Genomic DNA, 26,537 nt, shown 5'->3' on the forward strand with positions numbered 1-26,537 from the left:
GCCGACGATTGCGAACGAAGCGTCACAGCAACAATGCGGTTGCCATCGCAGACTGAACAGCACTACAAGGCACAGTGCCGTCGAGTCAGTCCGAATTAATCTGCTCTAGCCTTCAGGCCCGCCCTCGATTAGTTCCACCGGAGGAGGCGCCAATAGCTCCGTAGCCTCTTTCGTATTCCCCCGCAACCACTGGTCGACGTAGGCCGTCTCGATCACGACAACGCTTCGCTTGTCCTGCTGATCGAGCGCCAGCTTCGGATCGGGCTTGTGCATCCGGTTCATGATCGGGTGATCGTCGGCATTCACCGTCAGCATCGTGTAGCTCTCGACCACCTCGCCGGTTGCGTGATCGATCCAGGTATTCCACAGGCCGGCTAGCCCCCACGGCTGTCCATCCAGGCGCCGGAATCGCCACCAGACATTCTTCCCCGTATCCCAGCACGGTTCGTCGAACGACAGCGCCGGGATGATGCAGCGCTGGCCATTGCGCCAGGCATCGCGGAATGTCGGCTTGGCCGCCGCTTCTTCTGAGCGGCAGTTGCACGTCGAGTATTTCAGGACGGGCGTTTGCGACCAAGACGGAACAAGGCCCCAAGTGCCGACGACCAGATCCAGCGCATCGGACTGACCGAGGCGAAGGAATGGCCCTAAAGCCCGGGGGAAAACCTCCTTGGCCCACTTCGGTTGATTGTGGCGGCCGATGTGCCACATGAACTCAATCTCGGCCTGCTCGGGTGGGATGTAACGGGTGCACATAAGTAGAGGCTACGCCAAATGGGACGAACCGGCGCAATGCGGATCGGCGCCGTAGTAATGCCCTTGGAGCAAGTTTCGGAGCACCAGTTCTGTCTATATCTCTAACGATGGCGGTTGCCGCCTGTGCCTCTGCTTGGGCTTGGAAACCTGGGCTTCTGTGTTGGAGCGAGGTGCGATCAACAATCCATTTTGGCCACGGCCTGCGGTCTGCCTCTCAATCTCAGAACGCAGGTAGTCGGTCAATTTTTCCTGCATAAACACCCAGCGCCTGCCAATCTTTGCACCAGGGATAGTTCCGGCGGCAGTCAGTTCTCGCAAGGTAAATGGGCTCATTTGAAGATACGCCGCAGCGGCTTTAAGGTCGAATGATTGGAACGGAGTAGCCCTTTCACGCGGGTTCGATGAATGAAAATCAGACACGCCTATCTGTCCATCACCCTGGCAGCAAAGACGGACGAACCGTGAAATCATCGCTGCAAGGGATTCAGATATTTTTCCGGCTATGAGCCTATCAACGCTTCCTGCGCCAAAGGATTTGGTTTCTCCGTTGGCATCCGCAACCACGCCAACCACGGCACAGCCGGCTTCTATTGCTGTGTTCGCAATTGCAGCTGAAATTTCTGCAAGATGCATGATTCGCTTACTCCTGTCTCTCTACTGGCTGGCGGAGATGCACGAAGTCACCCCCGCCAGCCCATATCAATGCGTGCGCCCGATCCGGTTCAAAGCTGTAACGATATCCTCTGAAATCGGGCACACCACCGGATCGACGGCTTCTAAGTAGTCTTGAGCCGCAACGATTTCGGCCGCTGCTTTGTCGAGAAGGCAAAACACATCGCTGTCAGATGATTCGACAACTCTCATCGCACTTGAAATTAATGCCAGTGCATCTGCGAGTTGGTTGAATGAAACGTATGAAGCTTCACTGACAGCTGTAGAATTTTGAATAGCCATGATGGACTCCTTGATAGTCGATTGTGGTCAGAGGCCCGGCCAGTGTTCCCGCACTGCCGGGCTTCGTTTTTGCGTTGGGCGCACCATTACTTTACAAAAATTCAGGCCAATTGAAAAGAAAATAATATTTAAAATCAATTGATTAACGTTTGGTAATCAAATTCAATCATTCCGCAGCAGTGGCTACGGAATACGGGCCTTGACCATTGATCCATGGCCGCACAACTGCGGCAACTGGAGGAAAAAAATGGTTACCTACTCGTTTATGCCCATTCCGGAAGTTGAGCGGGCAACCGGTTTCGGGAAGTCGAAAATCTACGACAGCCTGAATCCGGAATCGGATGGCTACGACCCGGATTTCCCGAATCCCGTTGTTCTTTCCAAACGCTGTGTCCGCTGGCGTAGCGACGAAATTCAAGCTTGGTTGGACAAGAAATCCGCAGCAAGTCGTGATGCTGGCAGGGTTGAGCGCAAGACGCAGGCGAAGGCGGCTGCTCGGGTTTCCGTAGCCAAGCGCAAGGCGACGGCTACTGAACTCGCCGGCCAGGCGTAGGAGGCGCAATGAACACGCTTCCTCCGCGCTGGCGCTTGCACCAGGCGGTACTGACCATTCGTGGCACTACAGGCGAGTTCCGCCGCTGCGCCATCCTCAATTTTTGCGCCGTCGCCTTGGCTGTTCTGAGGAGATAGCCGATGTCGGTCAAAACGATGGGCCGTGTGTGGGAGTTCAGCCAGCACGGCGGTACTGAACTGCTGATGTTGCTGGCTATGGCCGATTTCAGCGATGACGATGGGCGTTCCTATCCGTCGGTCACGACGTTGGCGAAAAAATGCCGGATGAAGCCGCGCAATTGCCGCTATCTGCTGCGCGCCCTGGAGGACTCCGGGGAGTTGTCCATTGTGCCGAACGCAGGTCCTCGCGGCGCGAACCTTTACCGCATCAATCTGGACGTGTTGGGGATGCAACACAGTGCAGGGGTGCAAAGCCTTGCAGGGGTGCAACACAGTGCCGCCACCCCTGCACAGGATTGCCACAAACCCCTGCAACGTATTGCAGCCAAACCGTTAGTGAACCATCAGGAACCGTCAGAGGGGAAAAAGCGCCGCTCTCGTTCGGCGGAAAAAACTTTTGCTGAGTGGATCGATGATGTTCGCGCATCTGGCGAAAAGCCGATTTCTGACTACCTGACGGTTTGGAGCTACTGCGAAAGCATCGGCCTGCCAACTGAGTTTGTTGAACTGGCATGGCTGAAGTTTCGCGACCGTTATTCGAGTGATGAGAGCTACAAGGCGAAAAAGTACGCTGACTGGCGCAGGACGTTCCTCAATGCGGTGAAGGAGAACTGGTTCAGGCTTTGGTATCGGAATGGCGATGCTTTCCTGCTGACCACTGCCGGCCAGCAGGCCGAACTGGAAACGCGGGGTGCTGAATGAATGCACTCAACGTGACCTCGATGTTCAGCGCCGAAGCTGAGCAGTCGGTTATCGGCGGCCTGCTGCTTCACCCTGCATCCTTCGACCTGATCGGCGACGTATTGGCCGAGAGCGATTTTTACATCGAGGCACACCGCCTGATTTATCGCCAGATCGCGCTGATGTTGCATCAGGGGCGTCCGGTCGATGCTGTAACGGTTGCCGATGAACTCGACACGGCCGGCGAGTCGGAGCGCTCGGGTGGGTTGGTCTACTTGGGTGAGATTGCCAGCAGCACGCCGGGCGCAGCGAACATCAGGCGCTATGCCGAACTCGTCCGCGACAAGAGCCTGCGGCGTGACCTGCTGGCAGCATCGGCTGAGGTTGCCGACCTTGCACGTCAGGCAGGCCCGGAAACGGCGGCGCAACGAATTGAGGCTGCCCAGGAAAGGTTGATTGCACTTTCGGCGAAGCAACGGGCTCTGCGCGAGCCGGAAGAAATCGGCGCCTCGTTGCCTCGCATGCTTGAGGCTATCGAGCGGCGCCGGGAGCGTAACGGCCAGGTTGCTGGCTTGCGTACGGGATTCGCCGACCTCGACCGGATCACGAATGGCCTTCACCAGGGCGATCTGATCATCATTGCAGGCCGCCCTTCCATGGGCAAAAGCTGCCTGGCACTGAACATCGCCGAGAACGTTGCCATGGATGCAGGCTCTGCGCTGATCTTTTCGTTGGAAATGTCGGCGGATCAACTTTCCGAACGGTCGACCGCAAGCGTCGGCGGTATTTCGCTGTCAGCGATTCGCTCCGGCGAACTCACCGAAGATGATGACGCGCGGCTGTCGTTCGCCTTGGGCAAGTTGCACAAAGCCAAGCTGATCATCGACGACACGACTACACCGACGATTGCACAGATGCGTGCCAGGGCACGCCGCGTGCAGCGCAAGTTCGGTCTCGATCTGCTCGTCGTCGATTACATCCAGTTGATTGGATCTACCGACTTCAGAAAAGCGGGAAATCGCAATGAGGAAATCGGGCAGATCACGCGAGGCTTGAAGCTGTTGGCCCGCGAACTGGGGGTGCCGGTGATTGCCTTGTCGCAACTGTCCCGCGACGTGGAAAAGCGCCCCGACAAGCGCCCGATGATGTCCGACTTGCGCGAATCCGGCGCCATTGAACAAGACGCGGACCTAATTCTGATGGCGTACCGCGACGAGTACTACAACCCGACCGGACCATTCAAAGGGTTGGCCGAAATCCTGATCCGCAAGCACCGCCAGGGCGAACTGGGCGATGTTCGCCTCGCCTTTCAGGGCGAGTTCGCACGCTTCCGGAATGTCACTTCTGATGCTTGGGATAGCGCGATGCGGGCAGCCAGAGAGGCATCACAGGCGGCAAAGCCGATGGCAAGGCGCCGGATTGCTGACGACTGATTTTCAACAAGGAGAAGCAAATGACTGATGCAGAACTGAAGCAACAACCCCGTTCCGTCCGCGAGGAGTTCGAGCGGATCAAGAACAGCGAACTTGACCACGACCCGCAACTTACCGCCTTGAACGCTCAGTTGATCGAAGCCAGGGCAGAACTGTGCAGCGCGCAGGGATCGCACGACGAGGTTAGGGGCTGTATCCAATGGCTTCCGAGCGCTATCGCCAGCGCCGAAAGCAAAATCGAGGAAATTAAGGGGCTGCGGGTGTCGGCAATTGCTGCGGCATTGATTGCCAAAACGGAAGACAGGCCGGCCCCGGACTTTTCCGCCGACGATGAACTTCTCGCCCAATTGAAGGCTGCCGAACTTTTCCTGGAACGCCTTCAGCTTTCCGCGCATGGCCTTGATCAGAAGGAAAAACAGGCACGCCGCACAGCGGAACTGGCGGGCAATCCCTGCTCTGCCCTTGAAGAGCGCATCAACGAACGTTGCGACCAATTGCGGCTGGCCGAGGCCCGGCGCCGCCACGGCTTTGCCTAAAAGGAGAATCATCATGCTTGATCAGATCCAACCCGGCCCCTTGACCCGTATCGCCATGCAATCGCAGCCGCAGGTGAGTGGCGGAGACTCCATCAAACCGTCGGTGCGTAATCCGATGAGTGCGGCAATTCAAGACGGACATTCCACGACCGATCCCGATACCGATGGCCGCCGTTCGTACAGCCCTACGTATGGTTCGGCCTTCAACGCCCCTCTTCCCGGACCGAAAACCCCGGCAGTCGGTAATCCGCTGGCCGCAGCGAAACCGGCCCCGGCATCCAGAGTCCCGAACGCTGGCAGCACCATTACCGTCGAATCGGCGGCGGCAGCGGCCGGCAACCCGCTGGCTGCTTCGCCTCCCTTGGTATCGGCTGGCCGCAGCGAAAGTGCGCTGCAAAACCCCATGGCGCCAATCGCCAGGGAAGCGATTGCTGGCGGCGTTGTTGATGACTCCGCATCGGCCTTGCGCGATCAGCAATCTGGCGGCCGGAGCGTGAAGGAGATTTACGACAACATGGTTCGCCTGCGCCTGAATTCCGACCTCAACGACCCGACAATCACTGACCCGGCCGTTCGTGAGAATGCCGCCAAGGCGCTTGCAACCATGGGAAACCCCATGGATCAGGCGATCAAGGGACAGCAACTGCAGAGCGGGCAGTTGAACAACGCCAAGGATCAAAAGATCGCCGCGTTGCAACAACAATACCTTGCTGAAGCCGACCCGGAGAAACAGGCTGCGCTGGGCGAGCAAATTCGCGTAATCACTGGGAAAAGCAGAAGCGACCCCGGCGAGCGCCTGACCCTGCCACAGACCCGCAGCAACTTTGAAATCGACGCCGCACGCGAGCGCATTGCCGGTTTGAGTGCGCAGGAAATCCAACGGCGTACTGCCAAGACGACCAATACCGGCCGTGAAAATCCCGATTTCGACCCTCTGCTGGAGCGTGCCGTAACCTTGGCCAATCGCCGCAAGTATGGCGCCGACGATCATTTCGACCAGCGGCAACAGGCGCAGCAGGCCACCGGCCAGGCTGGCGATGCGATGACCCGCTTCAAGGCCGACAAGGCGATGGCTGGTCACTCCCTGGGCAAACTGACGAACCAGGGTGTGGAGGTCTTCGACAGCACCGGCAATCTGATCGGCCACTACCGCTAAGGGGCGCATCATGGGATTCGTCGCACTCAATCAGAATGAGCAGCCGCAGGGCGGATTCGTTCCGCTGGCTGATCCGTCGCAGGCTAGCGGCTTTACGCCGCTGAATCCGGGTCAGCCGTCCATGCTGAAAACGATCGCTTTGGAAAATCCGCTGACGGCCATTGCCGAAACTGGCTTGAATCTGGCCAGTCAGGCGGTGGCCCTTCCTGTGGCCGGACTTGCCGGTATCGGTGCCGAAGTTGGCAACGCCCTGGGCATGACCGAACGGAAGGGGGCGGATGTCGTCCATGGTGTGAGCGAGGCGCTTACCTACCAACCGCGTGGCGAAATGGGCAAGGCTGCAACTGAGTTGGCGACCCTGCCCTTCCAGAAACTGGCCGAGGCCGGGCAAGCCGTGGGCGGCAAGGTGCTGGATACCACTGGCAGCCCGTTGGCGGCAACCGTGGTCGACACCGCAATCAACGCGCTCCCCATGGCAATCGACCCTGCTATTCGCGCAGGCAAAGCGCGTATCTCGGGAAAGTCGGAGATGGGACTGGAAGGTATCGGCAGCGACGCGCAGGCAACGAACGGAGCGTCGGCAGCGGCAGAGGTTGCGCAATCGGCAGAAAACACCGCCATGCGTGTTTCTGGCGATCCGGCCCAACGTGGGTTTCATCCGTTGAAGGAGGTCAGTGATGGGCGCGATTTCAGCAACGCACCGTCGGGAGTACGCGGCTTGGAAGGGGGCGATACGAATGTGTACCAATCCCAAGGACAAGAGTTTTCGATGGTACGGCGGGAGAGGGGTAGCGTTCTGCCCTCAGTGGATGAACAGTTTCGAGACCTTTCTGAGGGACGTTGGGCCGAAGCCGACCAAGGGGCGTCTGTGGTTGGGGCGCCTGGACGTGAACGGGAACTACGAGGCGGGGAACGTGGCATGGATGCCGTACCGGCGACAAATCAGGCATCGCCGGTCCAGTCATTTGCTGCTGACGGTGAACGAAACGTTCCTGTCGCTGGAGGAGGTCGGGGCAACATTCGGGATACCGGGGAAAACCTTGCGCGACCGGATGGTGGTTCTGAACCTTGGGATGGAGCATTCGCTGCGCCCCGGAAAACTGCCGTTCAAGAAACCGCGCTTGTTGACCTTCAACGGGGAGACGCTACCGCTGCAGGATTGGGCGGGGAGAATCGGGGTGGCCAGCACAACCCTGAAGGAGCGCATCCGGAGCGGAATGCCGCTGGAACGAGCGCTGGAATCGGGGGATTTGAGGCTGCGAAAGGATTCCAGCCCCTGAATGCCGAAGTCCAGCCGATGGCCGGCAAGGTGCAGAACAGTTGGGCGCCGGGTGCGAACTATGCGCCGCTTATCGATGATGCCCGCAGCCCGGCCGGCGCCGCCAGTGTGGCCGACTTGCCCGACCCGATCCGGCGCGAGTCCATCATCAAGGATTTCACCAAGGCACTCAACAGCACGATTTATGAGGGGCGGGTGAAGGGCAAGAACCGCTTGGGTTTCTTCCGTCCTGGCGTTGAGGAGGTGCGCATCAAGCGGCTCAACGATATCGAAGTGGCCAGCCATGAAATGGCGCACTTGATTGACCATCGCGTTCCTGAACTGTCCAAGGCGATGAGGGCCGACAAGGCGCTGACGGAGGAACTGCGCAGCGTCAGCTATGATCGGAGCAATGTCGCCGAAGGTTTCGCCGAGGGCATGCGCTTGTGGATGACCCAGCCGGAAACCCTGCAAGCCAGGGCGCCGAAGGTGGCGGCCTTCCTTGATGACTTCGCCGCCAAGCATGCCTACGGCCCGGCTCTGCGCAAAGCACAGGCCGACATGACCGGCTGGTTTAGCCAGGATTCGCTCAATCGCGCCCGCTCCAAGATCGGCCAGGAAAAGCCGTTGGCCGAGTTCTTCGACCGTGCTTTCGACAAGTTCCGGCAATCGACAGTGGATGATTTGCACGGCATCTACCAGATGGAGCGGGACATGACCGGCGGCAAGATCATTGCCGGCGGCGCCTACGAAACCGCCCGGCTGTCGCGTGCATCGGCCTCGATTGCGGATGGGGCGATCCGCTTTGGCTACCCCGTCAAGAAGGCTGACCGCTCATTCACCTACGCCGGCAAGGGCTTGGAGGAAATCTTGCGCCCTGTCTCGGCCAGCCTAGATGATGCCTTGCTGTACTTCGTCGGCCGCTCGGCCCGCGAGTTGATGCAGCAGGGCCGGGAGCATCTGTTCACCAAGGCTGAAATCAACGGCATGCTGAAGCTGCGCACCCCTGAATTCGACCAGGCTTTCAGGGACTATCAAGCGTGGAACAAGGGCGTTCTCGACTTTGCCGAGGCGCAAGGCGTGCTGAACCCGGAAACGCGGAAGCTTTGGAAACGCACCGAATACCTGCCGTTTCATCGTGTGCAGCAGCCGGGCGGCTTGAAGGGGAAGCCGGGCGATTGGGCCGGCGTGAAGGCATTGACCGGCGGCACTGACAATATCCGCGATGTCCTGGGCAACATGATCGGCAATGCCGCGCAGTTGATTGATGTGGCTGTGAAGAACGCGGCTCGTCTGAAGGTTGCCGAGATGGCCAGTCGCCCCGGTGGCGCCAAGTTCATGGTCAAGATCGACGCTGAATCGCGGCCGGTGAAGGTTTCCGGTAGCCAGGTCATGGATGAAATGTTGAAGCGCTACGGCATTGCAATTGACGGTCAGCCGCCGGCCTTCTTCGAGTTCTTCCTAAGCGGCCAGCCGCCGGCCGGGGGCAACGTGGTTGCCGTGCTGAAGGGAGGGAAGCCCGTTTGGTACGAAGTCGGCGACCCGATTCTGTACCGTGCGCTGTCGTCACTCGACCGGGCGCCCATGCACTGGCTGACGCAATGGCTCGGCATGCCCAAACGCATCGGCCAAGCAACAATCACCCTGACGCCAGATTTCATGGTGGCGAACATTGCCCGCGATACGATCATGGGGGCCGTGATGTCCCGGTCAGGATTCCGGCCGGTTCTGGATTCGCTTCACGGGATGCGCCTGCGTCTGAAGCGCGATCCACTGTACAAAGAGTACATCGCCAACGGTGGCGGGCTGTCGAGCCTGTATCTCGATGAGCACCATTTGCGCACGAAGCTGGAGAAGTTCTACAGCAGGCAGGGGGTTGATTACCGCACGGTGCTGGATACGCCCGAGAAGCTGCTGAACGCTGTGGAAACGTTAGCTGACGCCTTCGAAATGTCCACGCGCCTCGGCGAATACAAGCGGGCCATCAATGCCGGCGAGCATCCGCGCCATGCTGCGTTCCAGGGGCGCGAGGTTTCGACTGATTTCGCCATGAAGGGCGATAGCAAGGCGCTTGGCTTCATGTACGACACGGTGATGTTCCTCCGGCCTGCAGTCGTTTCCATGGATCGCCTTTATCGGGGCATTGCCCACGATCCAAACCGGGCGGCCATCGGTATCAAGACGGGTATGGTCGCCCTGTCGTCGGTCGGGCTGTACCTGCTGAACCGGGACGATCCGCGTTATGCCGATCTGCCGGATTGGGACAAGGATACTCACTGGCATTTCTTTGTGGGCGATCAGCACTTCCGTTATCCGAAGATTTGGGAAATCGGCGCCGTGGCATCGCTGGCTGAGCGCACCGTGGAACGCCTGAATGAAACCGACCCGGCCGGACTGGGTAAGGACTTCGCTCGCATCGTTGGCAACACCTTCAGCCTCAACCTGATGCCGCAGGTCCTGGCGCCGATCTACGAGCAGGGCGCCAACAAGAACAGTTTCACGAAGGCACCCATCGAGACGCCGGGCATGGAGAACGTGCAGCCGTTCATGCGGGCCAAGCCGAACACCAGCGAGACGATGCGGGCGCTCGGCATGGCAACCAGCAATCTGCCGGAATCGTTGCAAGTGAATCCGGTACGCACTGAAGCGCTGCTGAGGGGCTACCTGAACACCTGGGCGGCCTACGGCCTGATGCTGACCGACAAGGCATTTTTCGATGATGCCGGCCCGGCCATGCGCACCGATGAACTGCCTGTGGTCCGCCGTTTCTACGCTCAGGAGCCGGCCAAGCACACGAAGTTCGAAACGAAGTTTTACGACATGCTCGGGGAAGCCAAGCGCCTGCAAGGCACGCTCAAGGAGTTGGACCGGCAGGGGCGGCCGGAGATCGCCGACGAGAAGGAAAAGGGGCCGCTTGCTGGGGAGGCCAAGGCGCTGGAACGGGCGCAACTGAATATCCGGAAGGTCAATGCCGAGATGATGAAAACGCACCGTGACAAGTCGCTGACGCCCACCGAAAAGCGTCAGCGGATCGATGAACTGATTGCTGAGAAGAATCTGCTGCTGAAGGCAACCGTCAAGGATGCTGAGGCTGCGCAGAAGGGGAGAGCGAACCATGGATGAGAAGAAAGTCGCTGTCTTGGAAAACGAGAAAATGGCCCTTCATCCGGTCATTTCCAGCGCAAGTACCGCCCGCATTTACTCTGCGGATGCATTTGGCGAACTTGATCTTGGGGATTGCGCAGTCGTCATCCTGAAGCAAGCTGCTGAGGTGGCAAAGGGTAACTTAGCAAGCCTTGAGGAAATGCTGCTTGGGCAGGCGGTCGCGCTCAATGCCATGTTCGCTGAATTCGCCAGAAAGGCGGCCGTTACTCAACGCGCCACCAATGCCGAGTTGTATATCCGTACTGCACTGAAGGCGCAGGCACAGAGCCGGGCGACATTGCAGACCCTGGCCGAAATCAAAAATCCACGACCGGTGGCGTTTGTGAAGCAGCAAAACATTGCTCACGGGCATCAGCAGGTGAACAACGGGGAATCACCTTCGCCCGCGCACGCGGGAGAATTCAAATCCGGGCAAAACGAACTTTTGGAGGGCAATCATGGCGAACGGCTGGACACCGGAACGCCGGGCGAGGCAATCGATGCTGATCCGGCAATGGCAACCGTGGAAAAAATCGACGGGGCCGCGCACGGCTGAGGGGCTGGCCAAGTCTTCACGGAATGCCGAAAAAGGCGGGGAATGGCGGGAGTTGCGGGATCTCGTGAAGGAGTTGAACCAACTGCTACGCGAGCAGCGGGAAGGGCTTGAGCGGGTTCGGCCATGAGTGACGGAGAAACTTCGGATGTGACCATTTCGTGAATGGCTTGGCTTTTAGTCTTGCAAAGGTAGATCCGGTGGCGACGAAGCATCCGGCATTGGTCTGTGAAGCCTATGACAGTCGACGCCCTGATCGACAGCTTGCGGGATGACATAGACAACGCTGATAATGACGAAAATATGCAAACTGCCGAATTTGTAAAGGCCTACAAGGATAATCTTGCCGAACGTGCGCGAATTTCCCGTTCACACTTTGCCGTTCTCGGAGAAACTAGAGCCCGCTGCCCAAGCTTGACCCGCTTACTGGGTATCTGCCGCCCGGGCACTTTGGCAAATCCTGCCAAATTACCTACGTTGAGACGACGTTTATCGACGAAAGTACCGATCAGGAAAGCGATCACGCACACTGATTGATGTCGACGACATGACAATTTAACAATAAGAACCTATAATTTTTATATGTTATGAGCGAACCGCCCACCAAGTCCGTAGTCAACATGACCAAGGACGAGCTCTTTCAGCATGTCAGAAAGATTGCTAGGAATAGTGTCAATGTCAGGCTGTCCAAGCACACCAGATGGGAACGCATGGGCCCGCGTCGCATTACCGAGGCTGAAATATCGGAAATTGTGACAATGGGTTCCATGCCCAGGCAGCCCGAACCAGGACGATTCTTCGGCGAAATGAACTGCAGGTTTGAAAAACGAGATATCGATGGCATCAAGCTCGGCGTAGAGGTCAGCGTCAAAGACGACCGACCCCACCTGCTTGTCATCACTGTTATAAGGTGCTCATCATGAACACATCAGTAAGACGCCCCTTCGAAGATGGTCGCCTGACGGGCGTCTTCCTCGAAAACGGCTATGAGGTCGATACCGATCCGGACTACGGCGAGTGCGTGGGCTATCACGATATCAACCAGCTGACCCGCCAGATCGGCGTTGCCTTGTCGATGCGGCCTGGCTGCCTACGCGGCCACGAGTTCCAATATATCCGCAAAGCCATGGGTATCCCGCGCGCCGAAATTGGCCGTTTGTTCGGCCGTACTGAACTGACGATCGCCAATTGGGAATCCAAGAACAAAGTGCCGCTAGAAGCCAGCGTCTTGTTAAAACAAAAGTGCCTGACCGATTTTGGCTACCCCGCCTCTGCGCCTGGTGCGCTCACCCAACTTGGCATCGCTGAATTCAGCGATGAACCTATCGTCATGACGTTTGATGCCACCAATAAAGCCTGGACATCCAATCTCCACCCGAACGACGGCGATAACGCTACGCAGGTTGACGTTTGGATCGAACAGCAAGCCAGCCTGGCGACGCGCTATTTCGTGCAATGCACCCCAGCCCACAAAAGCGTTTCGCAAATCAAAGATTACTTGACTGCCGTTAATGTGCTTCGATGGCCCGGTGAGGGACAAGTCACCATAGCGTGCAACGAATCAGAGTTGATCGATGCGAGCAAGGCACTGACTAACGAATGGTGGTCAGTAAACAAATTCCCGGAAATCGGAACGCTGCGACTGGACTATCTCAAATCCTTCTCTGGCCACAAAACGCATTCGGCGAAGACAACCATACACGGCAAGCACTACGCCAAGAATTAGCCTGCAAACCATGAAAATACAGATCAAATACGAAGATCACTCTTTTCCGGTAATTCAGGTCATAGCGAACCCTGATTTTCCTAAACTCGCAGAGAACACCGAATCAGAAAAAGCTGAATCGGGCGCCGACGTCCATATCAATTCATCAATGAACGTTAGCAATACAGGTGAAGGAAATGCGCGCTATTTGTGCGAGCTGCGTATCAACGTCGACCGCAAGGAAAGCCCAAAGGCCCCATACTTCATCGAAATGCTCAGTCTCTGCTACCTGCAGATCGAGACTAGCGGCCAGATTAAGGACTTGGAACGCCTAGCCGCCGATGCGGCGCACCGGATGTTGTATCCCGCTATCCGAGAAATGATTCTGAATCTAACCGCCCGCCAGCCTTGGGGGAAGTTTTCCATTGGCCTCTCGACACTTAATTCTGAGCCGGCTGAGCAAGCGAGCAATACTCAACCCCAGAGAAAACGGATTCGCACTAGCAAAGCGGCAAAGTAAAATTAGTCACAGCAGACAACATAAAACCCGCCCGATGGCGGGTTTTTTATTACTATGGCGTATTCCAATATCAAAGATATAGGCCATGGAGAATGCATACGATCCGGAAGACCCTCGCTTACTTCGAATCCATGCTGATCGGATTATCAAGCGAGATATCGACCAGCTGCTTGGTATTTGCGAATTTGCATTGCAAGATGGACACATCGACCAAACTGAAGCGCACTCGATCCTGAGCTGGCTACACAATCACCGCTTGAGCATTGACACTTGGCCCGCCAGCGTTCTCTATGATCGTCTGCGGTACATGCTGGCCGATGGCCACTTGGACGAAGACGAGCAACGTGATCTGTTGACGCTGATCATGAACATTGCCAGCCCACGTAGTAGCGCTGGCAATGTGGTCCCGACCGCCCTGCCGCTCAATACGCCAGCACCTCCGGTAACAATCGAAGGCCACAGCTTCTGCTTTACCGGAGTATTCGACTTTGGCAAACGTGCCGACTGCCACGGAGCAATCGAACAACGTGGCGGCATTCCCGCGGGCAGCATTACGAAGAAACTGCACTACTTGGTGATCGGCAATATCGGTTCGGACGTCTGGAGGCACAGCAGTTTCGGCTCCAAAATCGCCAAGGCAGTCGACTACCGGGAAGCCGGTGCCCCATTGGCAATTATTTCCGAGAGCTATTGGGCGGCGCGGTTGCGATAACCCCCCCCGTGCGACGTCGAGAGGTGGCTGCAGGGGGGCGCAGAAATTGCCTCGTTACTGGGCGCGCCGGCTGTCATACTCATTGGGGGCGGCCGCTGCCTTAACCCATCTTTGCTTCCGCGAGCTTATTCCGCCAGGTTCCGTGTTCTAAAAATATGCCGACCAGGGCCCAAGGTCATGTAGCAGTTTGGCAGCAGGCGAAGGATACTTCTGTCTGGTGCCGTAACTTGCCCGCGGGAACCCAAGTGCTGATTCATTGCGGCCAAGTGCGTTGGTTACGCGCCGTCTCGAATCTCCATTTTCAGTTTTCCGACAATGTTCTTGAACTGCTCGTAGGTCATAGGCGTAAATTCTTCGAGATTCGCATCTTCGTTGTTGGCATCGCAATACGAACCACACAATTCATTTTTCTCAATGCGGGCATCGCACTTGAAAACTCTGTCATTGAAATCGAAGGTGTAGGCTGTTGCCCGGCCAGCCGCACGCCATAAATCGTGGGTATCTTTCTGGCCTGTGCTTATATTTCGCAAATCATCGAGAATAATTTGCTTGATGAATGATCGTTGAGGGCTTCTGGATTGAGAGGCCGCAGCGCTGTTCCGTTTTCCTACCCGGCCAGCCTTCAGCGTGTGAACCATGTTCAGCAGAACAATGACGGCCTCCGGGGAATCTCCTTGCTCGGTCATGCTGAGTGCGGCCAACCCTGATTTGTAGAGGCCGTATTGTTCTATGACTTCCCGCACAGCCGGTTGCTTGGTGGCAAATCCAAACAGAAAACCATTGGCAATTCCCAATGATTCCGGGGGCACCAAACGGTGCATGGGGTTTTCCAGAATTCTCGGCGGTACTGTGCAGGCCGGTATGTTGGATTCAGCAACGAAAGGCTGTGCAGCCTCGCGGACGGCCTGAATCAACGCATGCATTTTCTTCCGGTTGCTGGTAAATGGCGACGTGTGTGCTAGCAGCGTCAAAGCACTTGCTGCGGTGCAATCGGCGTATATGGCCAGAAAATGGCTTTGCTGTGACGTGTTCATTACTTTGTCAATCAGCCTTTCTTTGCCATGAACGGCACTACTTTCGTGTCGTGTTCCAACGCTTGCAGGTGGTTGGCCCAAGCCTGCATCATCTTCCGGCGCTCTGGAAGGTATTCGGCCTGATGTGAGTAGGCGCCAAAGGTTGCACCGCGCCGCTCACGGTGGGCCAGTTGCTTGTCGATAACATGGGCCGGCCAGCCTAGCTCAAGTAGTGCGCTAGTTGCCGTTGCCCGCATGCCGTGGGCTGTTACCGGGAAACCAAGGCCTTTCTGGATCGCCATACGCAAGGTGTTCTCACTCATGCCGGCTTCGCCGGGGCGCCCAAGGCATGGGAACAGAAATTTGTAGCCCCCAGTCAGCGGGTGCAGTTCTTCCAGAATGGCTATGGCTTGATCGCTGAGGGGGACGATGTGTTCTTCCTTCATCTTCATGCCTCGGCCTGCGCCCTTGATGCGCTCTGCCGGTATGCGCCACTCCTTGGCCTCGGTGTCGAACTCTGACCACATGGCCCAATTCAATTCACCGGGGCGAACGAATGTGTGCAGAAGGAGCCGCAGGGCTAGGCGAGTCCGGTAATCGACTCGCTTGGACGCATCGTCAATTGTGCGAAGGAAGGTGGGTAGCTGCGAAATCGGCAGGCTGGCCAGATGCTTTTCCTTCGCCGGCCGAAGAACTTCGCCGCTACGCAGTTCGGCGGCAGGGTTGATCTTCACTTTTCCATGCTGGATTGCGTAGCGAAAGACTGCATCGATCCATGCGCGAACCCGCCGTGCCGTCTCGCCGTTGCCCTTTCTGTCGATTGGCAGGATCACGGCCAGGATATGCGCAGGCTCTACGCTCTCAATGGGCAGGGCGCCGATTTTCGGGAACACGTAGGTTTCCAGTGCGGCGATGGTCTTATTTGCAGTCTTCTTGGCCAGCCCGCTTTCACGGTTCTCGTGCCACTCCCTGGCGATGGCGTCAAAGGTGTTGGCTGCTGACAGCTTAGCGGTCAGTTTCTCGACCTTCCGTTGGTGGCCTGGGTCAATATTCAGGTCGAGCAGCGCCTTGGCATCGTCGCGCCGCTTCCGTGCTTCCTTGAGTCCGATAGTGGGGTAAACGCCGTGGGCGAGGGTCTTCTGCTTGCCGGCAAAACGGTAGGCCTGACGCCAGTACTTAGAACCATCGGGTTTGACCTCGACATACAGGCCGCCGGAGTCAGATACTCGGTAGGCCTTGGCTTGACCCTTGAGTCCTGAAATTGCCTTATCTGTCAGCATGTTACCCCCGCGTTGTTGGTATCTGATTTGCCGGGTGTGTTGGTATCTGTTTCCATGCCAACAGATATACCAACAAAAAATCCGGCTTCAAGACAACTAAAACGAACTGCTATGGAGGCAGTATAGACAAAAAACCCCGCATTTACGCGGGGTTTGGAACCTTGAAGAACTCTGCCGGAAAACGTATTGGCGCCCCCAGGTGGAATCGAACCACCAATTCGCCCTTAGGAGGGGCGTGTTATATCCATTTAACTATGGAGGCGAGCTGCATTTGACGGCAGGCGCGAATTGTACCGGGGTGCGCGGGCCTTGTGATAGATTCCCGGCCACTAAAACCATCACCGAGCGCCCATTTTTCCCTCATGCCGTACCTCAAACTCTCTGCTGCCTGTCTTGCCTACGGCCACGTGCCGCTTCTCGATCACGCCGATTTCCTGCTCGACCCGGGCGAGCGGGTTGCCCTGATCGGCCGCAACGGTACCGGCAAGTCGTCGATGCTGGCGGCGATGGCGGCCGGTACCGGCCGCGGCAAGCTCGATGATGGCGAGGTCTGGGTGCAGCCTGGTATCCGCGTCGGCTATGTGCCGCAGGAGCCGCCCTTCGACCCCGAGTTGTCGGTGTTCGAGGCCGTGGTCTCGGGCATGGGCGAGGCTTCGAAGCTGCTCGCCGCCTACCATGAGGTATCGCATCAGATGGCCGACGGTACGGGCGATCACGAGGCGCTGCTGGCCCGCATGGAAACCTTGCAGCACGAACTAGAAGCGAGCGGAGCCTGGGCTTGCGAAGCGCAGGCCGAGAAGGTCATCGACCGTTTCGGGCTGGACCCCGACGCCCGCGTCGGCAGCCTGTCCGGCGGCCAGAAGAAGCGCTTGGCCCTGGCTCAGGCCCTGGCGGTGGCACCCGAGGTGCTGCTCCTCGACGAGCCGACCAACCATCTCGATATCGCGGCCATCGAATGGCTGGAGACCATGCTGATCGAGAGCAATGTCTGCCTGTTTTTCATTACCCACGACCGTTCTTTTCTCGACCGCGTATGTACCCGCATCGTAGAGCTGGATCGCGGCAAACTGGCTAGTTTCCCCGGCAGCTTCAAGGAATACCAGTTACGCAAGGAGGCCTTGCTGCATGAAGAAGGGCTGGCCAATGCCCGCGCCGACAAGCTGCTCAAGGAAGAGGAGGTCTGGATCCGGAAGGGCGTCGAGGCGCGGCGGACGCGCGCGGTGTTCCGCGTCCAGCGCCTGGACAAGCTGCGGGCCGAACGCCAGGCGCGGCGCGAGCGGATGGGCAAGGTCAATCTGCAACTCGATGCCGGCGACAAGAGTGGCAAGCTGGTTGCCGAACTGGAGCATGTCGGCAAGTCCTTCGGGCAGCGGGTCATCGTCCGCGATTTCTCGATACGCATCCAGCGCGGCGACAAGATCGGCCTGATCGGGCCCAACGGCGCCGGTAAGACGACGCTGCTGCGGATGATCCTCGGCGAGTTGAAGCCCGACGCGGGCACGGTCCGCCTGGGCACCAAGATCGACGTCGCTTATTTCGACCAGTTCCGGACCCAGTTGAACCCGGATTCCACATTGATCGACGTCATCTCGCCAGGTTCGGATTTCGTCGAGATCGGCGGTGCGCGCAAGCATGTGATCGGTTACCTGGAGGATTTCCTGTTCGCTCCCGAACGCGCCCGTTCGCCGGTCAGTTCGCTCTCCGGCGGCGAGCGCAACCGCCTGCTGCTGGCCCGCCTGTTTGCCAAGCCGGCCAATGTGCTGGTGCTCGACGAGCCGACCAACGACCTCGATATCGAAACCCTCGAACTGCTCGAGGAACTGCTGGCCAACTATGATGGGACGCTGTTCCTGGTCAGTCACGACCGGACCTTTCTCGACAACGTGGTGACCCAGACCATCGCGGCCGAAGGTGATGGCCTGTGGCGCGAATACGCAGGTGGCTACAGCGATTGGGCGGCGTATCAGGCGAGCCGCGCGAAAGAGGCGATGAAGCTCAAGGCCGAGGCGAAACCGGTGGCGAAGGCCGCCGAGGCGACGAAGGCCAAGGGCGACAAGCTGTCCTGGAAAGAGCAGAAGGAACTCGAGACGCTACCCGAGAAAGTCGCTGCGCTCGAAAGTGAGCAGGGGAGGCTGAGTAAACGCCTCGAAGACCCGGCGATTTACCAGACCGATGCCCAGGGGGCGCAGGATGCGGCGGCGCGCCTGGCGGCCATCGACGACGAGTTGATGGTCTTGCTCGAACGTTGGGAAATACTGGAGGCGCGCGCCGCCGGTTCCGCCTGAGCTGCGGCGCTCGGCGCGGCGGGGCTAGTCGTCCTCGGCCTCGCGGGCCGGCATTGGCTCCAGGCCGAGGCGCTGGCGCACGGCTTCCGGGGTGATGTTGAGCAGATGGCCGATGTCCCGGTAATCGTCGGGTAGCGCCGGGTCCTCCCAGCCGTGCGACGAGTGCCGGGCCAGGCGAACGGCCAGGGCGACGTTCTGGACCCGCGGGTTGGCGGCGTTGGCATCGTCGAGCAGGCGCAGCAGCAGGTCCGGCAGGTGCCAGATCCGGCACAGTTCCGGCTGAATGTCCTGAAACGTGAAACCGATGGTTTGGGTCTGGGCGTCGACGCTGCGCATGGTCGGCTGGGCCAGTTGCTGGGCGCGAATATCCAGCCCCAGCTTCGGCGCGAAACACCAGACCAGGATTTCCGTAAGGTCGTGGAGCAGGGCGGCGATGCGCACTTCTTCCATATTGATGTCGTGGCGCCAGATCGCCCAGTCCTGGGCATAGTCGGCGGCGCGCTGGGCGCGGCGGATGACTTGCAGGACGCCGAGCAGGGCATGCGGGTCTTCCCCCTTCAGCATGCCTTCGACGGTGGGCAGATCTTCGAAGCGCCGGAAAAATGGATTCATGCCGGCCATCAGGACGGCGCTGGCAATGGTCGTGATGTCGTGCTGCAGGGCGCGGCCGCGCATCGGCTGGATGAAGGCCAGCACGCGCACCGTCATGATCGGATCCTGGAGGATGAGGTGGGCCAGTTCCCGGGTGTCGACGCGCTCTATATCCTCACGCATTTCGTCGAGCCGGCGCTTGGTGACGCGGAGCACGGGCAGGCTGTTGTTGCTGAAGAGCAGGGCCCAGGCGTCGATATCTGGCAGCGGGTGGTCGAGCATGTTTTTTGTTGTCCTCGAAAATGTGCGCCTTCCAACGCCGCGAGTTTAAGGGGCGCTGCCTTGCCGGGCAAGGTTCCTCGCATGCGATAATGCCGCCAAATCATACGTTTCGGGCTGGTTATGCGCTACAAGATCGTTCCTGTTACTCCATTCGAACAGAACTGCACCATTTTCTGGTGTGAAAAAACCAAACAGGCGGCGGTCATCGATCCGGGTGGCGATCTCGATCGGGTTCGGCAGGCGCTGGAGGCCGAAGGCCTGACGCTGGCCTGCATCCTGGTGACTCATGGCCATATCGATCACGCCGGCGCAGTGGCCACGCTTGCCGGACAGACCGGCGTACCGGTCGAGGGGCCGCACGAAGACGACCGTTTCTGGATCGACGGCATGGCTCAGCAGGGCAAGATGTTCGGTTTCGCCAATGGTCAGAGCTTCACGCCGACGCGCTGGCTGAAGGGTGGTGACAAGGTCCGTTTTGGCGAGGTCGAACTCGATGTGCTGCATTGCCCCGGCCACACGCCAGGCCATGTGGTCTTTTTCCATCCGCCAAGCCAGTTGGCACAGGTCGGCGATGTGCTTTTCCAGGGCTCGATCGGTCGCACCGATTTTCCCAAGGGCGATCACGAAACATTGATCGGTTCGATCAAGGAGCAGCTCTTTCCGCTCGGCGATGCGGTGGCATTCATCCCGGGCCATGGCCCGATGTCGACGTTTGGCGAAGAGCGGAAGTACAACCCCTTTCTGAGCGGGCGCTTCGGCTGATCGGGCAAGCGGCTGATTGTGCCGCGAGCCCCGTCTGACCATTAAGCGTTCGGGCGAATTTTTGCGGCCCAGCTAAATGCTTCCAACTGGGCGTCAAGATGGTCACTGCTCAGCACTTCAAGCTCGCACAGGCGTTGAGCAGCATTTCCCAGGTCACGTCCTTCGGCCGCTTCGATGGCCAGCAGCAAGCGGCCGAGCACTCCGCCATGGTCGGCCAGCGCCGAGCGCACAAGGTCGGAAAGCGGCAGCTGCTGGAGAATTTCCGTCATCGACATGTTGAGCAGGACATTGAGCAACGAGAAGGCGCCGATCATGAAGGCGGCATCAGCCAGGTTCTCGACTTGCGGTTGCGGTTTCAGCTGGGGGGCGAGCAGTTCGAGCAGGTGACCGCGGGCGGCGGCCTTCTGGAGCAGTGGGTTGGGTTGATTGCCATTGTTCGGATCGGCATAGACCAGTAGTTGCAGCCAGCGCTGCAACTGGCGTCGTCCGAGCAGGTTGATGGCCTGGGAAAAACTGGTAATCGGGGTACGCGGCGCGATCGCCGCCGAATTGACCAGGCGCAGCAGGCTGTAGGAAAGCTTGGGTTCCTGGCGGAAAATTGCTTCGAGGGAGCCAGTGTCGGCATCTTCGGCAATCAGGGCGAGCAGTTCTAGGAGTTTGATTCGGGTGGTGTCGGCCTTGGTGCTCGGTGCGCGCCGGGAAAGCAGGAACTCGCCGGTCGCCAGGGTGCAGGCGTTGTCGAGCAGCCACTGGCGATCAGCATGGCTATGAATATCGGTCGCAACCAGGATGGTGCGGCTGCATAGGCCGAGTAAGGCAAAGGGCGGCAGGCAACGGGCGTGGCTGGCACTGAGCAGCAGATAGTCCCAGGTTCCGGTTGCCGGTAGCTTGCAGTCGGGTGCGGCGCTTAGCCCGATCTTGCGGTTGGCCTGGCGCAGGCTGGTCTCAAACAGCTGCAATGTTTCGGCATCAGTGGCGGCGGGCCGGGCCGGGAAAATGACGACGGTGCGCTCATCCAGTCGGGATTTGGCGCTCGCTTCTGGGATTGCAGGGATCAACCATGGCAGGCGATGGTCGAATTCATCCAGCTTGTCCGCATCTTTCAACCGGCGCAGAGGGTCGGGGCTGGTTTTTCCGGGAGCGAACTCGACGCTGAAACCCGACCAAGCATCGTCCGCGCCGAGCAGCGGGTGTATGAAGAGAAAATCAGAAGAGGGCATTGCAGACTTTCCAGACTATTTCACATGATGTTAGCAAAGTAGCAGGGGGGGCGTCTTGGGGCGACAGAATTTTTAGTGGATTTCCCGCTTGGGCTGCGACTGTGGCAACTGGATGAATCGGTGTGAGTATTGTTGGTCTGGCGCGGCAAACGTTTAGGGTAAAATACGCGCCGACCTAGAAAACGAGCTGTCCATGAAAACAAGTTTCCTCGACTTCGAGCAGTCCATCGCTGATCTCGAAGCCAAGATCGAAGAGCTGCGCTTTGTTCAGGATGATTCCGCCGTCGATATCTCGGAAGAAATCGAACGTCTGGAAAAAAAGAGCGGTCAGCTGACCAAGGATATCTACGCCAAGCTCTCGCCCTGGCAGATTTCTCAGGTGGCCCGCCATCCGCAGCGGCCCTACACTCTGGATTACCTGTCGCTGATCTTCACCGATTTCGAAGAGTTGCACGGTGACCGCGCCTTTGCCGACGACCACGCGATTGTCGGTGGCTTGGCCCGCTTCAATGGCCAGCCGGTGATGGTGATCGGTCACCAGAAGGGGCGCGATACCAAGGAAAAAATCTACCGCAACTTCGGCATGCCGCGCCCGGAAGGTTATCGCAAGGCACTGCGCCTGATGAAGCTGGCCGAGAAGTTCGGCCTGCCGGTGATGACCTTCGTTGATACGCCGGGCGCTTATCCCGGCATCGATGCCGAAGAGCGCGGCCAGTCCGAGGCGATCGGCCGCAATCTCTACGTGATGGCCGAGCTCAAGGTGCCAGTGATCGTCACCATCATCGGCGAAGGTGGTTCGGGCGGTGCGCTGGCGATTGCCGTCGGCGATGTCGTGCAGATGCTGCAATATTCGACCTACTCGGTGATCTCGCCGGAAGGCTGTGCCTCGATCCTCTGGAAGAGTGCCGAAAAGGCCCCGGAAGCTGCGGAAACCATGGGGATCACGGCGCAGCGCCTGAAGACGCTGGGCTTGATCGACAAGATCGTCAATGAGCCCCTGGGCGGCGCCCACCGCGATCACGCGGCAATGGCACAGAGCCTGAAGAAGGCCCTGCAGGATGCGCTCAAGCAATTCTCCGGGCAGTCGGCCAGCGAGCTGGTGGCGACCCGTTACGAGCGGCTGATGAGCTATGGCCGCTTCAAGGAACAGGCTGTCAGCTGATCTCGGCGAGCGGGTCGGCGCTTTCCTGGCCACCCGCCTGGCGCTGCATGAGCGCCTTTGCGTCGCTCTTTCCGGCGGCTGCGATTCGGTCGTTCTGACCCATGTTCTGAGCCGGCTCCCGCTTGCCGGTCGTCTCTCCGCCATTCATGTCCATCATGGCCTGTCGCCCAACGCCGACGCCTGGGCTGATTTCTGTGCCCGCTATTGTCGGGATCTGAGTATTCCTTTGAACGTGCGCCGGGTCACGGTCGGCCTGGGGGCCGGAGAGGGCCTCGAGGCGGCAGCCCGTCGGGCGCGTTATGCCGCCTTTGCCGACGGTGCTGCCGGTTGCCTGCTGCTCGCCCAGCATCGGGGCGATCAGGCCGAAACATTGCTCCACAATCTGCTGCGTGGGACTGGCGTCACCGGTGCCGCCGCGATGCCGGGTGAGCGTCGGTTCGGTGGCTTGCGCCTGATCCGGCCGCTGCTCGATGTCTCCCGCTCCGAGATTGAGTCTTATGCACGTCAGCATGGTCTGGCATGGGTCGAGGATGAAAGCAATGGCGATCTTTCTCTGACTCGCAATTTCCTCCGCCACCAAGCGCTAGGTCTGTTGAGCGAACGTTTTCCTGCAGCCGAATCGGCGCTGGCGCAGGGCGCCGCCAACTTCGCCGAGGCTGCCGCCTTACTGGACGAGCTTGCTGAACTGGATTGGACTCGGGCCCGTGAAGGCGATGCGGTACGGCTCGTCGTCTTGCGCCAACTGTCTATGCCGCGGCTGAAAAATTTGTTGCGCCATCGGCTGCGGAAACTCGGCTGGCGAGTACCGGTAGCCGCGCGGCTCGACGAATTTGCCCGGCAATTGCAGACCGCGGCGCCGGATCGCCATCCGGAACTACTCTTGCCGGAGGGCACGATGCGTGCCGGGCGTGGTTTGCTGCGCTGGTTGTCGGAAAAATAACAAACAGTTACCAAGCGCCTTTCCGCTCTGAATGGCCATCAGTTACAATCGCCCGATTACTTATTCTCATAAACAGGCCATGATTACCGGATCCATTGTCGCCATCGTTACGCCCATGCATGAGGATGGCAGCCTCGATTTGAATTCCCTGCGCAAGCTCGTCGATTTTCATGTTAGCGAAGGTACCGATGCCATCGTGGTCGTCGGTACCACCGGCGAATCGCCGACGGTCAATGTTGATGAACATTGCGAACTGATCAAAGTGACGGTCGACCATGCGGCTGGCCGCATTCCGGTCATCGCCGGCACCGGAGCCAATTCGACAGCGGAAGCGATCGAACTGACAGAATTCGCCAAGAAGGCGGGCGCTGATCTGGCGCTCTCCGTCGTGCCCTATTACAACAAGCCGACGCAGGAAGGCCTCTATCGCCACTTCAAGACGATTGCCGAAGCCGTCGAATTGCCGGTGCTGCTCTACAACGTACCGGGACGCACCGTTGCCGACATGAGCAACGACACCATCCTGCGCCTGGCCCAAGTGTCCGGCATCGTCGGTGTCAAGGATGCGACCGGCAACCTGGACCGAGCTAGCGACCTGATTGCCCGCGCTCCGAAGGAATTCGCGCTCTATAGCGGAGACGACATGACCTGTGTCGCTTCGATCCTGCTCGGCTTCCACGGCAATATTTCTGTGACCGCCAACGTTGCGCCGCGCCTGATGCACGAGATGTGCGTCGCCGCTGCTGCCGGCGATGTCGCCAAGGCGCGGGAAATTCATTTCAAGCTGCTCGGTCTGCACCGCGACCTGTTCTGCGAAGCCAACCCGATTCCGGTCAAGTGGGCAGTCGAACAACTGGGTCTGATGCCGGGTGGCATCAGACTACCCTTGACCCGTTTGGCAGAAGCCAATCAGGGTCGCGTACTGGCCGCCATGCGCCAGGCTGGCGTGATCGCCTGACGGAGATAGAGAATGAATCGTCGGCTTTCCGGCCTTACGCTTTCCCTGCTGGCCATCGCAATGGCGGGGTGCAGCATTTTTCCTGATTCGCGCAAGATCGAGTACAAGTCGGCGGGCAAGGTGCCCACTCTCGAAGTTCCGCCGGACCTATCGCAAGTTGCCAAGGATGATCGTTTTTTGGTTCCCGACGCAGATGGCAAGGGCAGCGCGACATTCTCGGCTTATAGCGCCGATCGTACCCCGGCAGCGCAGGCAAAAAATGCGACAGTCCTGCCTGAGATCGATAAGGTTCGTGTCGAGCGTTCGGGTAATCAACGCTGGCTTGTGGTTGCCGTTCCGGCCGATAAACTGTGGGATACGGTCAAGGATTTCTGGCAGGAAACCGGTTTTATCATCAATGTCGAGCGCCCCGATGCTGGTGTGATGGAAACCGACTGGGCGGAGAATCGCGCCAAGATTCCGGACGACATTATTCGCAACACCATCGGCAAACTGCTCGACTCGCTCTATTCGACAGGGGAGCGCGACAAGTTCCGGACCCGTTTCGAGGCTGGCAGCGAGCCGGGCACCACCGATGTTTTCATCAGCCACCGCGGAATGGAAGAGGTCTACACCTCTTCGGCCAAGGATGACACACGCTGGCAGCCCCGTCCGCCCGATCCGGAGTTGGAAGCTGAAATGTTGCGGCGCCTGATGGTGCGTCTGGGTTCGGAGGAGAAGCGTGCCGAAGCGTCGCTGGCCAACGTCAAAGCCGAACCCCGCGCCAAGCTGGCCAAGGCAGACGACGGTTCCGGCACCCTCGAAGTTTACGAACGGTTCGACCGGACCTGGCGCCGGGTAGGTTTGGCGCTGGATCGTGTCGGCTTTACCGTGGAAGACCGGGACCGTTCGCGCGGGCTGTATTTTGTCCGCTATGTCGATCCCGAAGTCGATAACCGCAAGAAGGACGATGGCTTGATGTCCAAGCTTGCCTTCTGGCGGAGTTCGGAAGCATCGGCAAGTTCCAAGGTGCAGTATCGCATTCACGTCAGTGATGCCGGTCAGCAGAGTGTGGTTCAGGTGCTTTCCAGCGAAGGCGGTACCGACAAGTCGGATACCGCCAAGAAGATTCTCGGACTGCTCCTCCAGCAGTTGCAGTGATACGGTTCGCCTCGCTCGGCAGCGGCAGTGCGGGTAACTCGCTGCTGGTCGAGAGTGGCGACACCTGCCTGATGCTCGATTGCGGGTTCGGGTTGCGGGAAACCGTGGCCCGGCTTGCCCGACTTAGGCGTCAGCCGGCCGATTTGACCGGCGTCCTTGTCACTCACGAGCATGGCGATCACCTTGGCGGTGCTTGTCGACTCGCCCGGAAATTCTCGCTTCCAGTCTGGATGACTCATGGCACCTGGTGCGCAGCTCGTGAGCCCAATGCCGGACTGGATCTCCATGTAATCGACAGCAGTTGTCCGCTGGTTATTGGCCGGCTCGAGGTGCAGCCTTTTCCTGTTCCGCATGACGCGCGCGAGCCGGTCCAATACGTGTTTTCGGATTCGGCGCATCGTCTGGGGGTGCTGACCGACATTGGCGAAATCACGCCACATGTTCGTGACGTTTTGTCAGGCTGCGACGGTTTGGTTCTCGAGTGCAACCATGATGCTGCAATGTTGGCTGCATCGTCCTATCCACTTGCGGTGAAACGACGCATTGCCGGTCGTTTAGGTCATCTCGAAAATTCTGCGGCAGCCAACCTGCTCAGCCAGATTGATTGTTCCCGCCTGCAACATCTGGTTGCAGCTCACCTTAGCGAGCGCAACAACCTGCCGAAACTGGCGGTTGGTGCCTTAGCGCGGGTCTTGGGGTGCGCCGAGAGTTGGGTCGGTGTGGCTACGCCAGATTCGGGGTTCGACTGGCGGCAGATTGTATGA

General features: G+C 58.9%; 26 protein-coding genes and 1 tRNA gene. 19 read left to right on the top strand and 8 right to left on the bottom strand.

Annotation, left to right across the window (positions count from 1 at the left end; genetic code table 11):
* Positions 1 to 105 precede the first annotated feature (105 nt).
* From NQE15_RS08175 to NQE15_RS08185, 3 genes are all read right to left on the bottom strand, one after another.
* Positions 106 to 711, bottom strand: a complete 606-nt coding sequence (locus tag NQE15_RS08175; protein WP_416336512.1) for an SOS response-associated peptidase — start codon at positions 709 to 711, stop codon at positions 106 to 108.
* Positions 712 to 849: 138 nt separating this feature from the next.
* Positions 850 to 1,389 carry a helix-turn-helix domain-containing protein gene (locus NQE15_RS08180; RefSeq protein WP_265948295.1) on the bottom strand — a complete coding sequence of 180 codons (540 nt, stop codon included), beginning with the start codon at positions 1,387 to 1,389 and terminating at the stop codon, positions 850 to 852.
* Positions 1,390 to 1,455: 66 nt separating this feature from the next.
* Positions 1,456 to 1,710 (bottom strand): hypothetical protein, encoded by a 255-nt coding sequence (locus NQE15_RS08185; protein ID WP_265948298.1) that lies wholly within the window; start codon positions 1,708 to 1,710, stop codon positions 1,456 to 1,458.
* Between the two features lie 199 nt (positions 1,711 to 1,909).
* On the opposite strand from NQE15_RS08185, the gene NQE15_RS08190 reads away from it, so the two are divergent.
* The 12 genes from NQE15_RS08190 to NQE15_RS08245 all read left to right on the top strand — a co-directional run bounded on the left by NQE15_RS08190 (position 1,910) and on the right by NQE15_RS08245 (position 14,140).
* A complete protein-coding gene (locus NQE15_RS08190) occupies positions 1,910 to 2,263 on the top strand; it encodes a helix-turn-helix transcriptional regulator (protein ID WP_265948301.1) in 354 nt (117 codons plus the stop codon).
* Between the two features lie 8 nt (positions 2,264 to 2,271).
* On the top strand, positions 2,272 to 2,400 hold the full coding sequence (locus NQE15_RS08195) for a hypothetical protein (protein WP_265948304.1): 129 nt from the start codon (positions 2,272 to 2,274) through the stop codon (positions 2,398 to 2,400).
* Positions 2,401 to 2,403: 3 nt separating this feature from the next.
* Positions 2,404 to 3,144 (top strand): helix-turn-helix domain-containing protein, encoded by a 741-nt coding sequence (locus NQE15_RS08200; RefSeq protein WP_265948306.1) that lies wholly within the window; start codon positions 2,404 to 2,406, stop codon positions 3,142 to 3,144.
* Positions 3,141 to 4,556, top strand: a complete 1,416-nt coding sequence (dnaB, locus tag NQE15_RS08205) for a replicative DNA helicase (RefSeq protein WP_265948310.1) — start codon at positions 3,141 to 3,143, stop codon at positions 4,554 to 4,556. Before NQE15_RS08200 ends, dnaB begins: the two co-directional genes overlap by 4 nt.
* Before the next feature lie 20 nt (positions 4,557 to 4,576).
* The gene (locus NQE15_RS08210) at positions 4,577 to 5,092 is read left to right on the top strand and encodes a hypothetical protein (RefSeq protein ID WP_265948312.1); all 516 of its coding nucleotides are present in this window, start codon (positions 4,577 to 4,579) and stop codon (positions 5,090 to 5,092) included.
* Positions 5,093 to 5,105: 13 nt separating this feature from the next.
* Positions 5,106 to 6,248 carry a hypothetical protein gene (locus NQE15_RS08215; protein ID WP_265948315.1) on the top strand — a complete coding sequence of 381 codons (1,143 nt, stop codon included), beginning with the start codon at positions 5,106 to 5,108 and terminating at the stop codon, positions 6,246 to 6,248.
* A 10-nt stretch (positions 6,249 to 6,258) separates the two neighbouring features.
* On the top strand, positions 6,259 to 10,629 hold the full coding sequence (locus NQE15_RS08220) for an LPD38 domain-containing protein (RefSeq protein ID WP_265948319.1): 4,371 nt from the start codon (positions 6,259 to 6,261) through the stop codon (positions 10,627 to 10,629).
* Positions 10,622 to 11,206: a hypothetical protein gene (locus NQE15_RS08225; RefSeq protein ID WP_265948322.1), complete on the top strand. Its 585-nt coding sequence runs from the start codon at positions 10,622 to 10,624 to the stop codon at positions 11,204 to 11,206. Before NQE15_RS08220 ends, NQE15_RS08225 begins: the two co-directional genes overlap by 8 nt.
* A 234-nt stretch (positions 11,207 to 11,440) precedes the next feature.
* Positions 11,441 to 11,740, top strand: a complete 300-nt coding sequence (locus NQE15_RS08230; protein ID WP_265948324.1) for a hypothetical protein — start codon at positions 11,441 to 11,443, stop codon at positions 11,738 to 11,740.
* A 382-nt stretch (positions 11,741 to 12,122) separates the two neighbouring features.
* The gene (locus tag NQE15_RS08235; protein ID WP_265948326.1) at positions 12,123 to 12,929 is read left to right on the top strand and encodes a helix-turn-helix domain-containing protein; all 807 of its coding nucleotides are present in this window, start codon (positions 12,123 to 12,125) and stop codon (positions 12,927 to 12,929) included.
* A 10-nt stretch (positions 12,930 to 12,939) separates the two neighbouring features.
* Positions 12,940 to 13,428 carry a hypothetical protein gene (locus tag NQE15_RS08240; protein ID WP_265948329.1) on the top strand — a complete coding sequence of 163 codons (489 nt, stop codon included), beginning with the start codon at positions 12,940 to 12,942 and terminating at the stop codon, positions 13,426 to 13,428.
* An 85-nt stretch (positions 13,429 to 13,513) separates the two neighbouring features.
* On the top strand, positions 13,514 to 14,140 hold the full coding sequence (locus NQE15_RS08245) for a BRCT domain-containing protein (protein WP_265948331.1): 627 nt from the start codon (positions 13,514 to 13,516) through the stop codon (positions 14,138 to 14,140).
* Positions 14,141 to 14,415: 275 nt separating this feature from the next.
* Here NQE15_RS08245 and NQE15_RS08250 read toward each other — a convergent pair whose 3' ends face one another.
* The 3 genes from NQE15_RS08250 to NQE15_RS08260 all read right to left on the bottom strand — a co-directional run bounded on the left by NQE15_RS08250 (position 14,416) and on the right by NQE15_RS08260 (position 16,695).
* A complete protein-coding gene (locus NQE15_RS08250; RefSeq protein ID WP_265948333.1) occupies positions 14,416 to 15,174 on the bottom strand; it encodes a hypothetical protein in 759 nt (252 codons plus the stop codon).
* An 11-nt stretch (positions 15,175 to 15,185) separates the two neighbouring features.
* The gene (locus NQE15_RS08255; RefSeq protein ID WP_265948335.1) at positions 15,186 to 16,433 is read right to left on the bottom strand and encodes a tyrosine-type recombinase/integrase; all 1,248 of its coding nucleotides are present in this window, start codon (positions 16,431 to 16,433) and stop codon (positions 15,186 to 15,188) included.
* 187 nt (positions 16,434 to 16,620) lie between these two features.
* Positions 16,621 to 16,695: transfer RNA gene (locus NQE15_RS08260), tRNA-Arg, on the bottom strand.
* Positions 16,696 to 16,795: 100 nt separating this feature from the next.
* On the opposite strand from NQE15_RS08260, the gene NQE15_RS08265 reads away from it, so the two are divergent.
* On the top strand, positions 16,796 to 18,718 hold the full coding sequence (locus tag NQE15_RS08265; protein WP_265948337.1) for an ATP-binding cassette domain-containing protein: 1,923 nt from the start codon (positions 16,796 to 16,798) through the stop codon (positions 18,716 to 18,718).
* 24 nt (positions 18,719 to 18,742) lie between these two features.
* Here the strand turns inward: NQE15_RS08265 and NQE15_RS08270 are convergent, their stop codons facing one another.
* Positions 18,743 to 19,591: an HDOD domain-containing protein gene (locus tag NQE15_RS08270; protein ID WP_265948340.1), complete on the bottom strand. Its 849-nt coding sequence runs from the start codon at positions 19,589 to 19,591 to the stop codon at positions 18,743 to 18,745.
* A gap of 120 nt (positions 19,592 to 19,711) precedes the next feature.
* Here NQE15_RS08270 and NQE15_RS08275 point away from each other — a divergent pair, with 120 nt between their 5' ends.
* Positions 19,712 to 20,353 carry an MBL fold metallo-hydrolase gene (locus NQE15_RS08275; RefSeq protein ID WP_265948342.1) on the top strand — a complete coding sequence of 214 codons (642 nt, stop codon included), beginning with the start codon at positions 19,712 to 19,714 and terminating at the stop codon, positions 20,351 to 20,353.
* Positions 20,354 to 20,394: 41 nt separating this feature from the next.
* Here the strand turns inward: NQE15_RS08275 and NQE15_RS08280 are convergent, their stop codons facing one another.
* Complete coding sequence (locus NQE15_RS08280) at positions 20,395 to 21,573, bottom strand: EAL and HDOD domain-containing protein (RefSeq protein WP_265948345.1); 1,179 nt, start codon at positions 21,571 to 21,573, stop codon at positions 20,395 to 20,397.
* Between the two features lie 193 nt (positions 21,574 to 21,766).
* Here NQE15_RS08280 and NQE15_RS08285 point away from each other — a divergent pair, with 193 nt between their 5' ends.
* The 5 genes from NQE15_RS08285 to NQE15_RS08305 all read left to right on the top strand — a co-directional run bounded on the left by NQE15_RS08285 (position 21,767) and on the right by NQE15_RS08305 (position 26,537).
* Positions 21,767 to 22,735 (top strand): acetyl-CoA carboxylase carboxyltransferase subunit alpha, encoded by a 969-nt coding sequence (locus NQE15_RS08285; RefSeq protein ID WP_265948347.1) that lies wholly within the window; start codon positions 21,767 to 21,769, stop codon positions 22,733 to 22,735.
* The gene (gene tilS / locus NQE15_RS08290) at positions 22,704 to 23,675 is read left to right on the top strand and encodes a tRNA lysidine(34) synthetase TilS (RefSeq protein ID WP_265948349.1); all 972 of its coding nucleotides are present in this window, start codon (positions 22,704 to 22,706) and stop codon (positions 23,673 to 23,675) included. Before NQE15_RS08285 ends, tilS begins: the two co-directional genes overlap by 32 nt.
* 79 nt (positions 23,676 to 23,754) lie before the next feature.
* Positions 23,755 to 24,633 carry a 4-hydroxy-tetrahydrodipicolinate synthase gene (gene dapA / locus NQE15_RS08295; RefSeq protein ID WP_265948351.1) on the top strand — a complete coding sequence of 293 codons (879 nt, stop codon included), beginning with the start codon at positions 23,755 to 23,757 and terminating at the stop codon, positions 24,631 to 24,633.
* 12 nt (positions 24,634 to 24,645) lie between these two features.
* Complete coding sequence (bamC, locus tag NQE15_RS08300) at positions 24,646 to 25,773, top strand: outer membrane protein assembly factor BamC (protein WP_265948353.1); 1,128 nt, start codon at positions 24,646 to 24,648, stop codon at positions 25,771 to 25,773.
* The gene (locus NQE15_RS08305; protein WP_265948355.1) at positions 25,770 to 26,537 is read left to right on the top strand and encodes an MBL fold metallo-hydrolase; all 768 of its coding nucleotides are present in this window, start codon (positions 25,770 to 25,772) and stop codon (positions 26,535 to 26,537) included. Before bamC ends, NQE15_RS08305 begins: the two co-directional genes overlap by 4 nt.

Source organism: Dechloromonas sp. A34 (assembly GCF_026261605.1).
Lineage (GTDB): Bacteria > Pseudomonadota > Gammaproteobacteria > Burkholderiales > Rhodocyclaceae > Azonexus.

What these genes read in the sequence shown, in the direction of transcription:
- NQE15_RS08175 (WP_416336512.1), bottom strand. Translation starts at nt 711, where the DNA reads ATGTGGCACATCGGCCGCCACAATCAACCGAAGTGGGCCAAGGAGGTT.
- NQE15_RS08180 (WP_265948295.1), bottom strand. Translation starts at nt 1,389, where the DNA reads ATGCATCTTGCAGAAATTTCAGCTGCAATTGCGAACACAGCAATAGAA.
- NQE15_RS08185 (WP_265948298.1), bottom strand. Translation starts at nt 1,710, where the DNA reads ATGGCTATTCAAAATTCTACAGCTGTCAGTGAAGCTTCATACGTTTCA.
- NQE15_RS08195 (WP_265948304.1), top strand. Translation starts at nt 2,272, where the DNA reads ATGAACACGCTTCCTCCGCGCTGGCGCTTGCACCAGGCGGTACTGACC.
- NQE15_RS08200 (WP_265948306.1), top strand. Translation starts at nt 2,404, where the DNA reads ATGTCGGTCAAAACGATGGGCCGTGTGTGGGAGTTCAGCCAGCACGGC.
- dnaB (WP_265948310.1), top strand. Translation starts at nt 3,141, where the DNA reads ATGAATGCACTCAACGTGACCTCGATGTTCAGCGCCGAAGCTGAGCAG.
- NQE15_RS08210 (WP_265948312.1), top strand. Translation starts at nt 4,577, where the DNA reads ATGACTGATGCAGAACTGAAGCAACAACCCCGTTCCGTCCGCGAGGAG.
- NQE15_RS08215 (WP_265948315.1), top strand. Translation starts at nt 5,106, where the DNA reads ATGCTTGATCAGATCCAACCCGGCCCCTTGACCCGTATCGCCATGCAA.
- NQE15_RS08220 (WP_265948319.1), top strand. Translation starts at nt 6,259, where the DNA reads ATGGGATTCGTCGCACTCAATCAGAATGAGCAGCCGCAGGGCGGATTC.
- NQE15_RS08225 (WP_265948322.1), top strand. Translation starts at nt 10,622, where the DNA reads ATGGATGAGAAGAAAGTCGCTGTCTTGGAAAACGAGAAAATGGCCCTT.
- NQE15_RS08230 (WP_265948324.1), top strand. Translation starts at nt 11,441, where the DNA reads ATGACAGTCGACGCCCTGATCGACAGCTTGCGGGATGACATAGACAAC.
- NQE15_RS08235 (WP_265948326.1), top strand. Translation starts at nt 12,123, where the DNA reads ATGAACACATCAGTAAGACGCCCCTTCGAAGATGGTCGCCTGACGGGC.
- NQE15_RS08240 (WP_265948329.1), top strand. Translation starts at nt 12,940, where the DNA reads ATGAAAATACAGATCAAATACGAAGATCACTCTTTTCCGGTAATTCAG.
- NQE15_RS08245 (WP_265948331.1), top strand. Translation starts at nt 13,514, where the DNA reads ATGGAGAATGCATACGATCCGGAAGACCCTCGCTTACTTCGAATCCAT.
- NQE15_RS08250 (WP_265948333.1), bottom strand. Translation starts at nt 15,174, where the DNA reads ATGAACACGTCACAGCAAAGCCATTTTCTGGCCATATACGCCGATTGC.
- NQE15_RS08255 (WP_265948335.1), bottom strand. Translation starts at nt 16,433, where the DNA reads ATGCTGACAGATAAGGCAATTTCAGGACTCAAGGGTCAAGCCAAGGCC.
- NQE15_RS08265 (WP_265948337.1), top strand. Translation starts at nt 16,796, where the DNA reads ATGCCGTACCTCAAACTCTCTGCTGCCTGTCTTGCCTACGGCCACGTG.
- NQE15_RS08270 (WP_265948340.1), bottom strand. Translation starts at nt 19,591, where the DNA reads ATGCTCGACCACCCGCTGCCAGATATCGACGCCTGGGCCCTGCTCTTC.
- NQE15_RS08275 (WP_265948342.1), top strand. Translation starts at nt 19,712, where the DNA reads ATGCGCTACAAGATCGTTCCTGTTACTCCATTCGAACAGAACTGCACC.
- NQE15_RS08280 (WP_265948345.1), bottom strand. Translation starts at nt 21,573, where the DNA reads ATGCCCTCTTCTGATTTTCTCTTCATACACCCGCTGCTCGGCGCGGAC.
- NQE15_RS08285 (WP_265948347.1), top strand. Translation starts at nt 21,767, where the DNA reads ATGAAAACAAGTTTCCTCGACTTCGAGCAGTCCATCGCTGATCTCGAA.
- tilS (WP_265948349.1), top strand. Translation starts at nt 22,704, where the DNA reads ATGGCCGCTTCAAGGAACAGGCTGTCAGCTGATCTCGGCGAGCGGGTC.
- dapA (WP_265948351.1), top strand. Translation starts at nt 23,755, where the DNA reads ATGATTACCGGATCCATTGTCGCCATCGTTACGCCCATGCATGAGGAT.
- bamC (WP_265948353.1), top strand. Translation starts at nt 24,646, where the DNA reads ATGAATCGTCGGCTTTCCGGCCTTACGCTTTCCCTGCTGGCCATCGCA.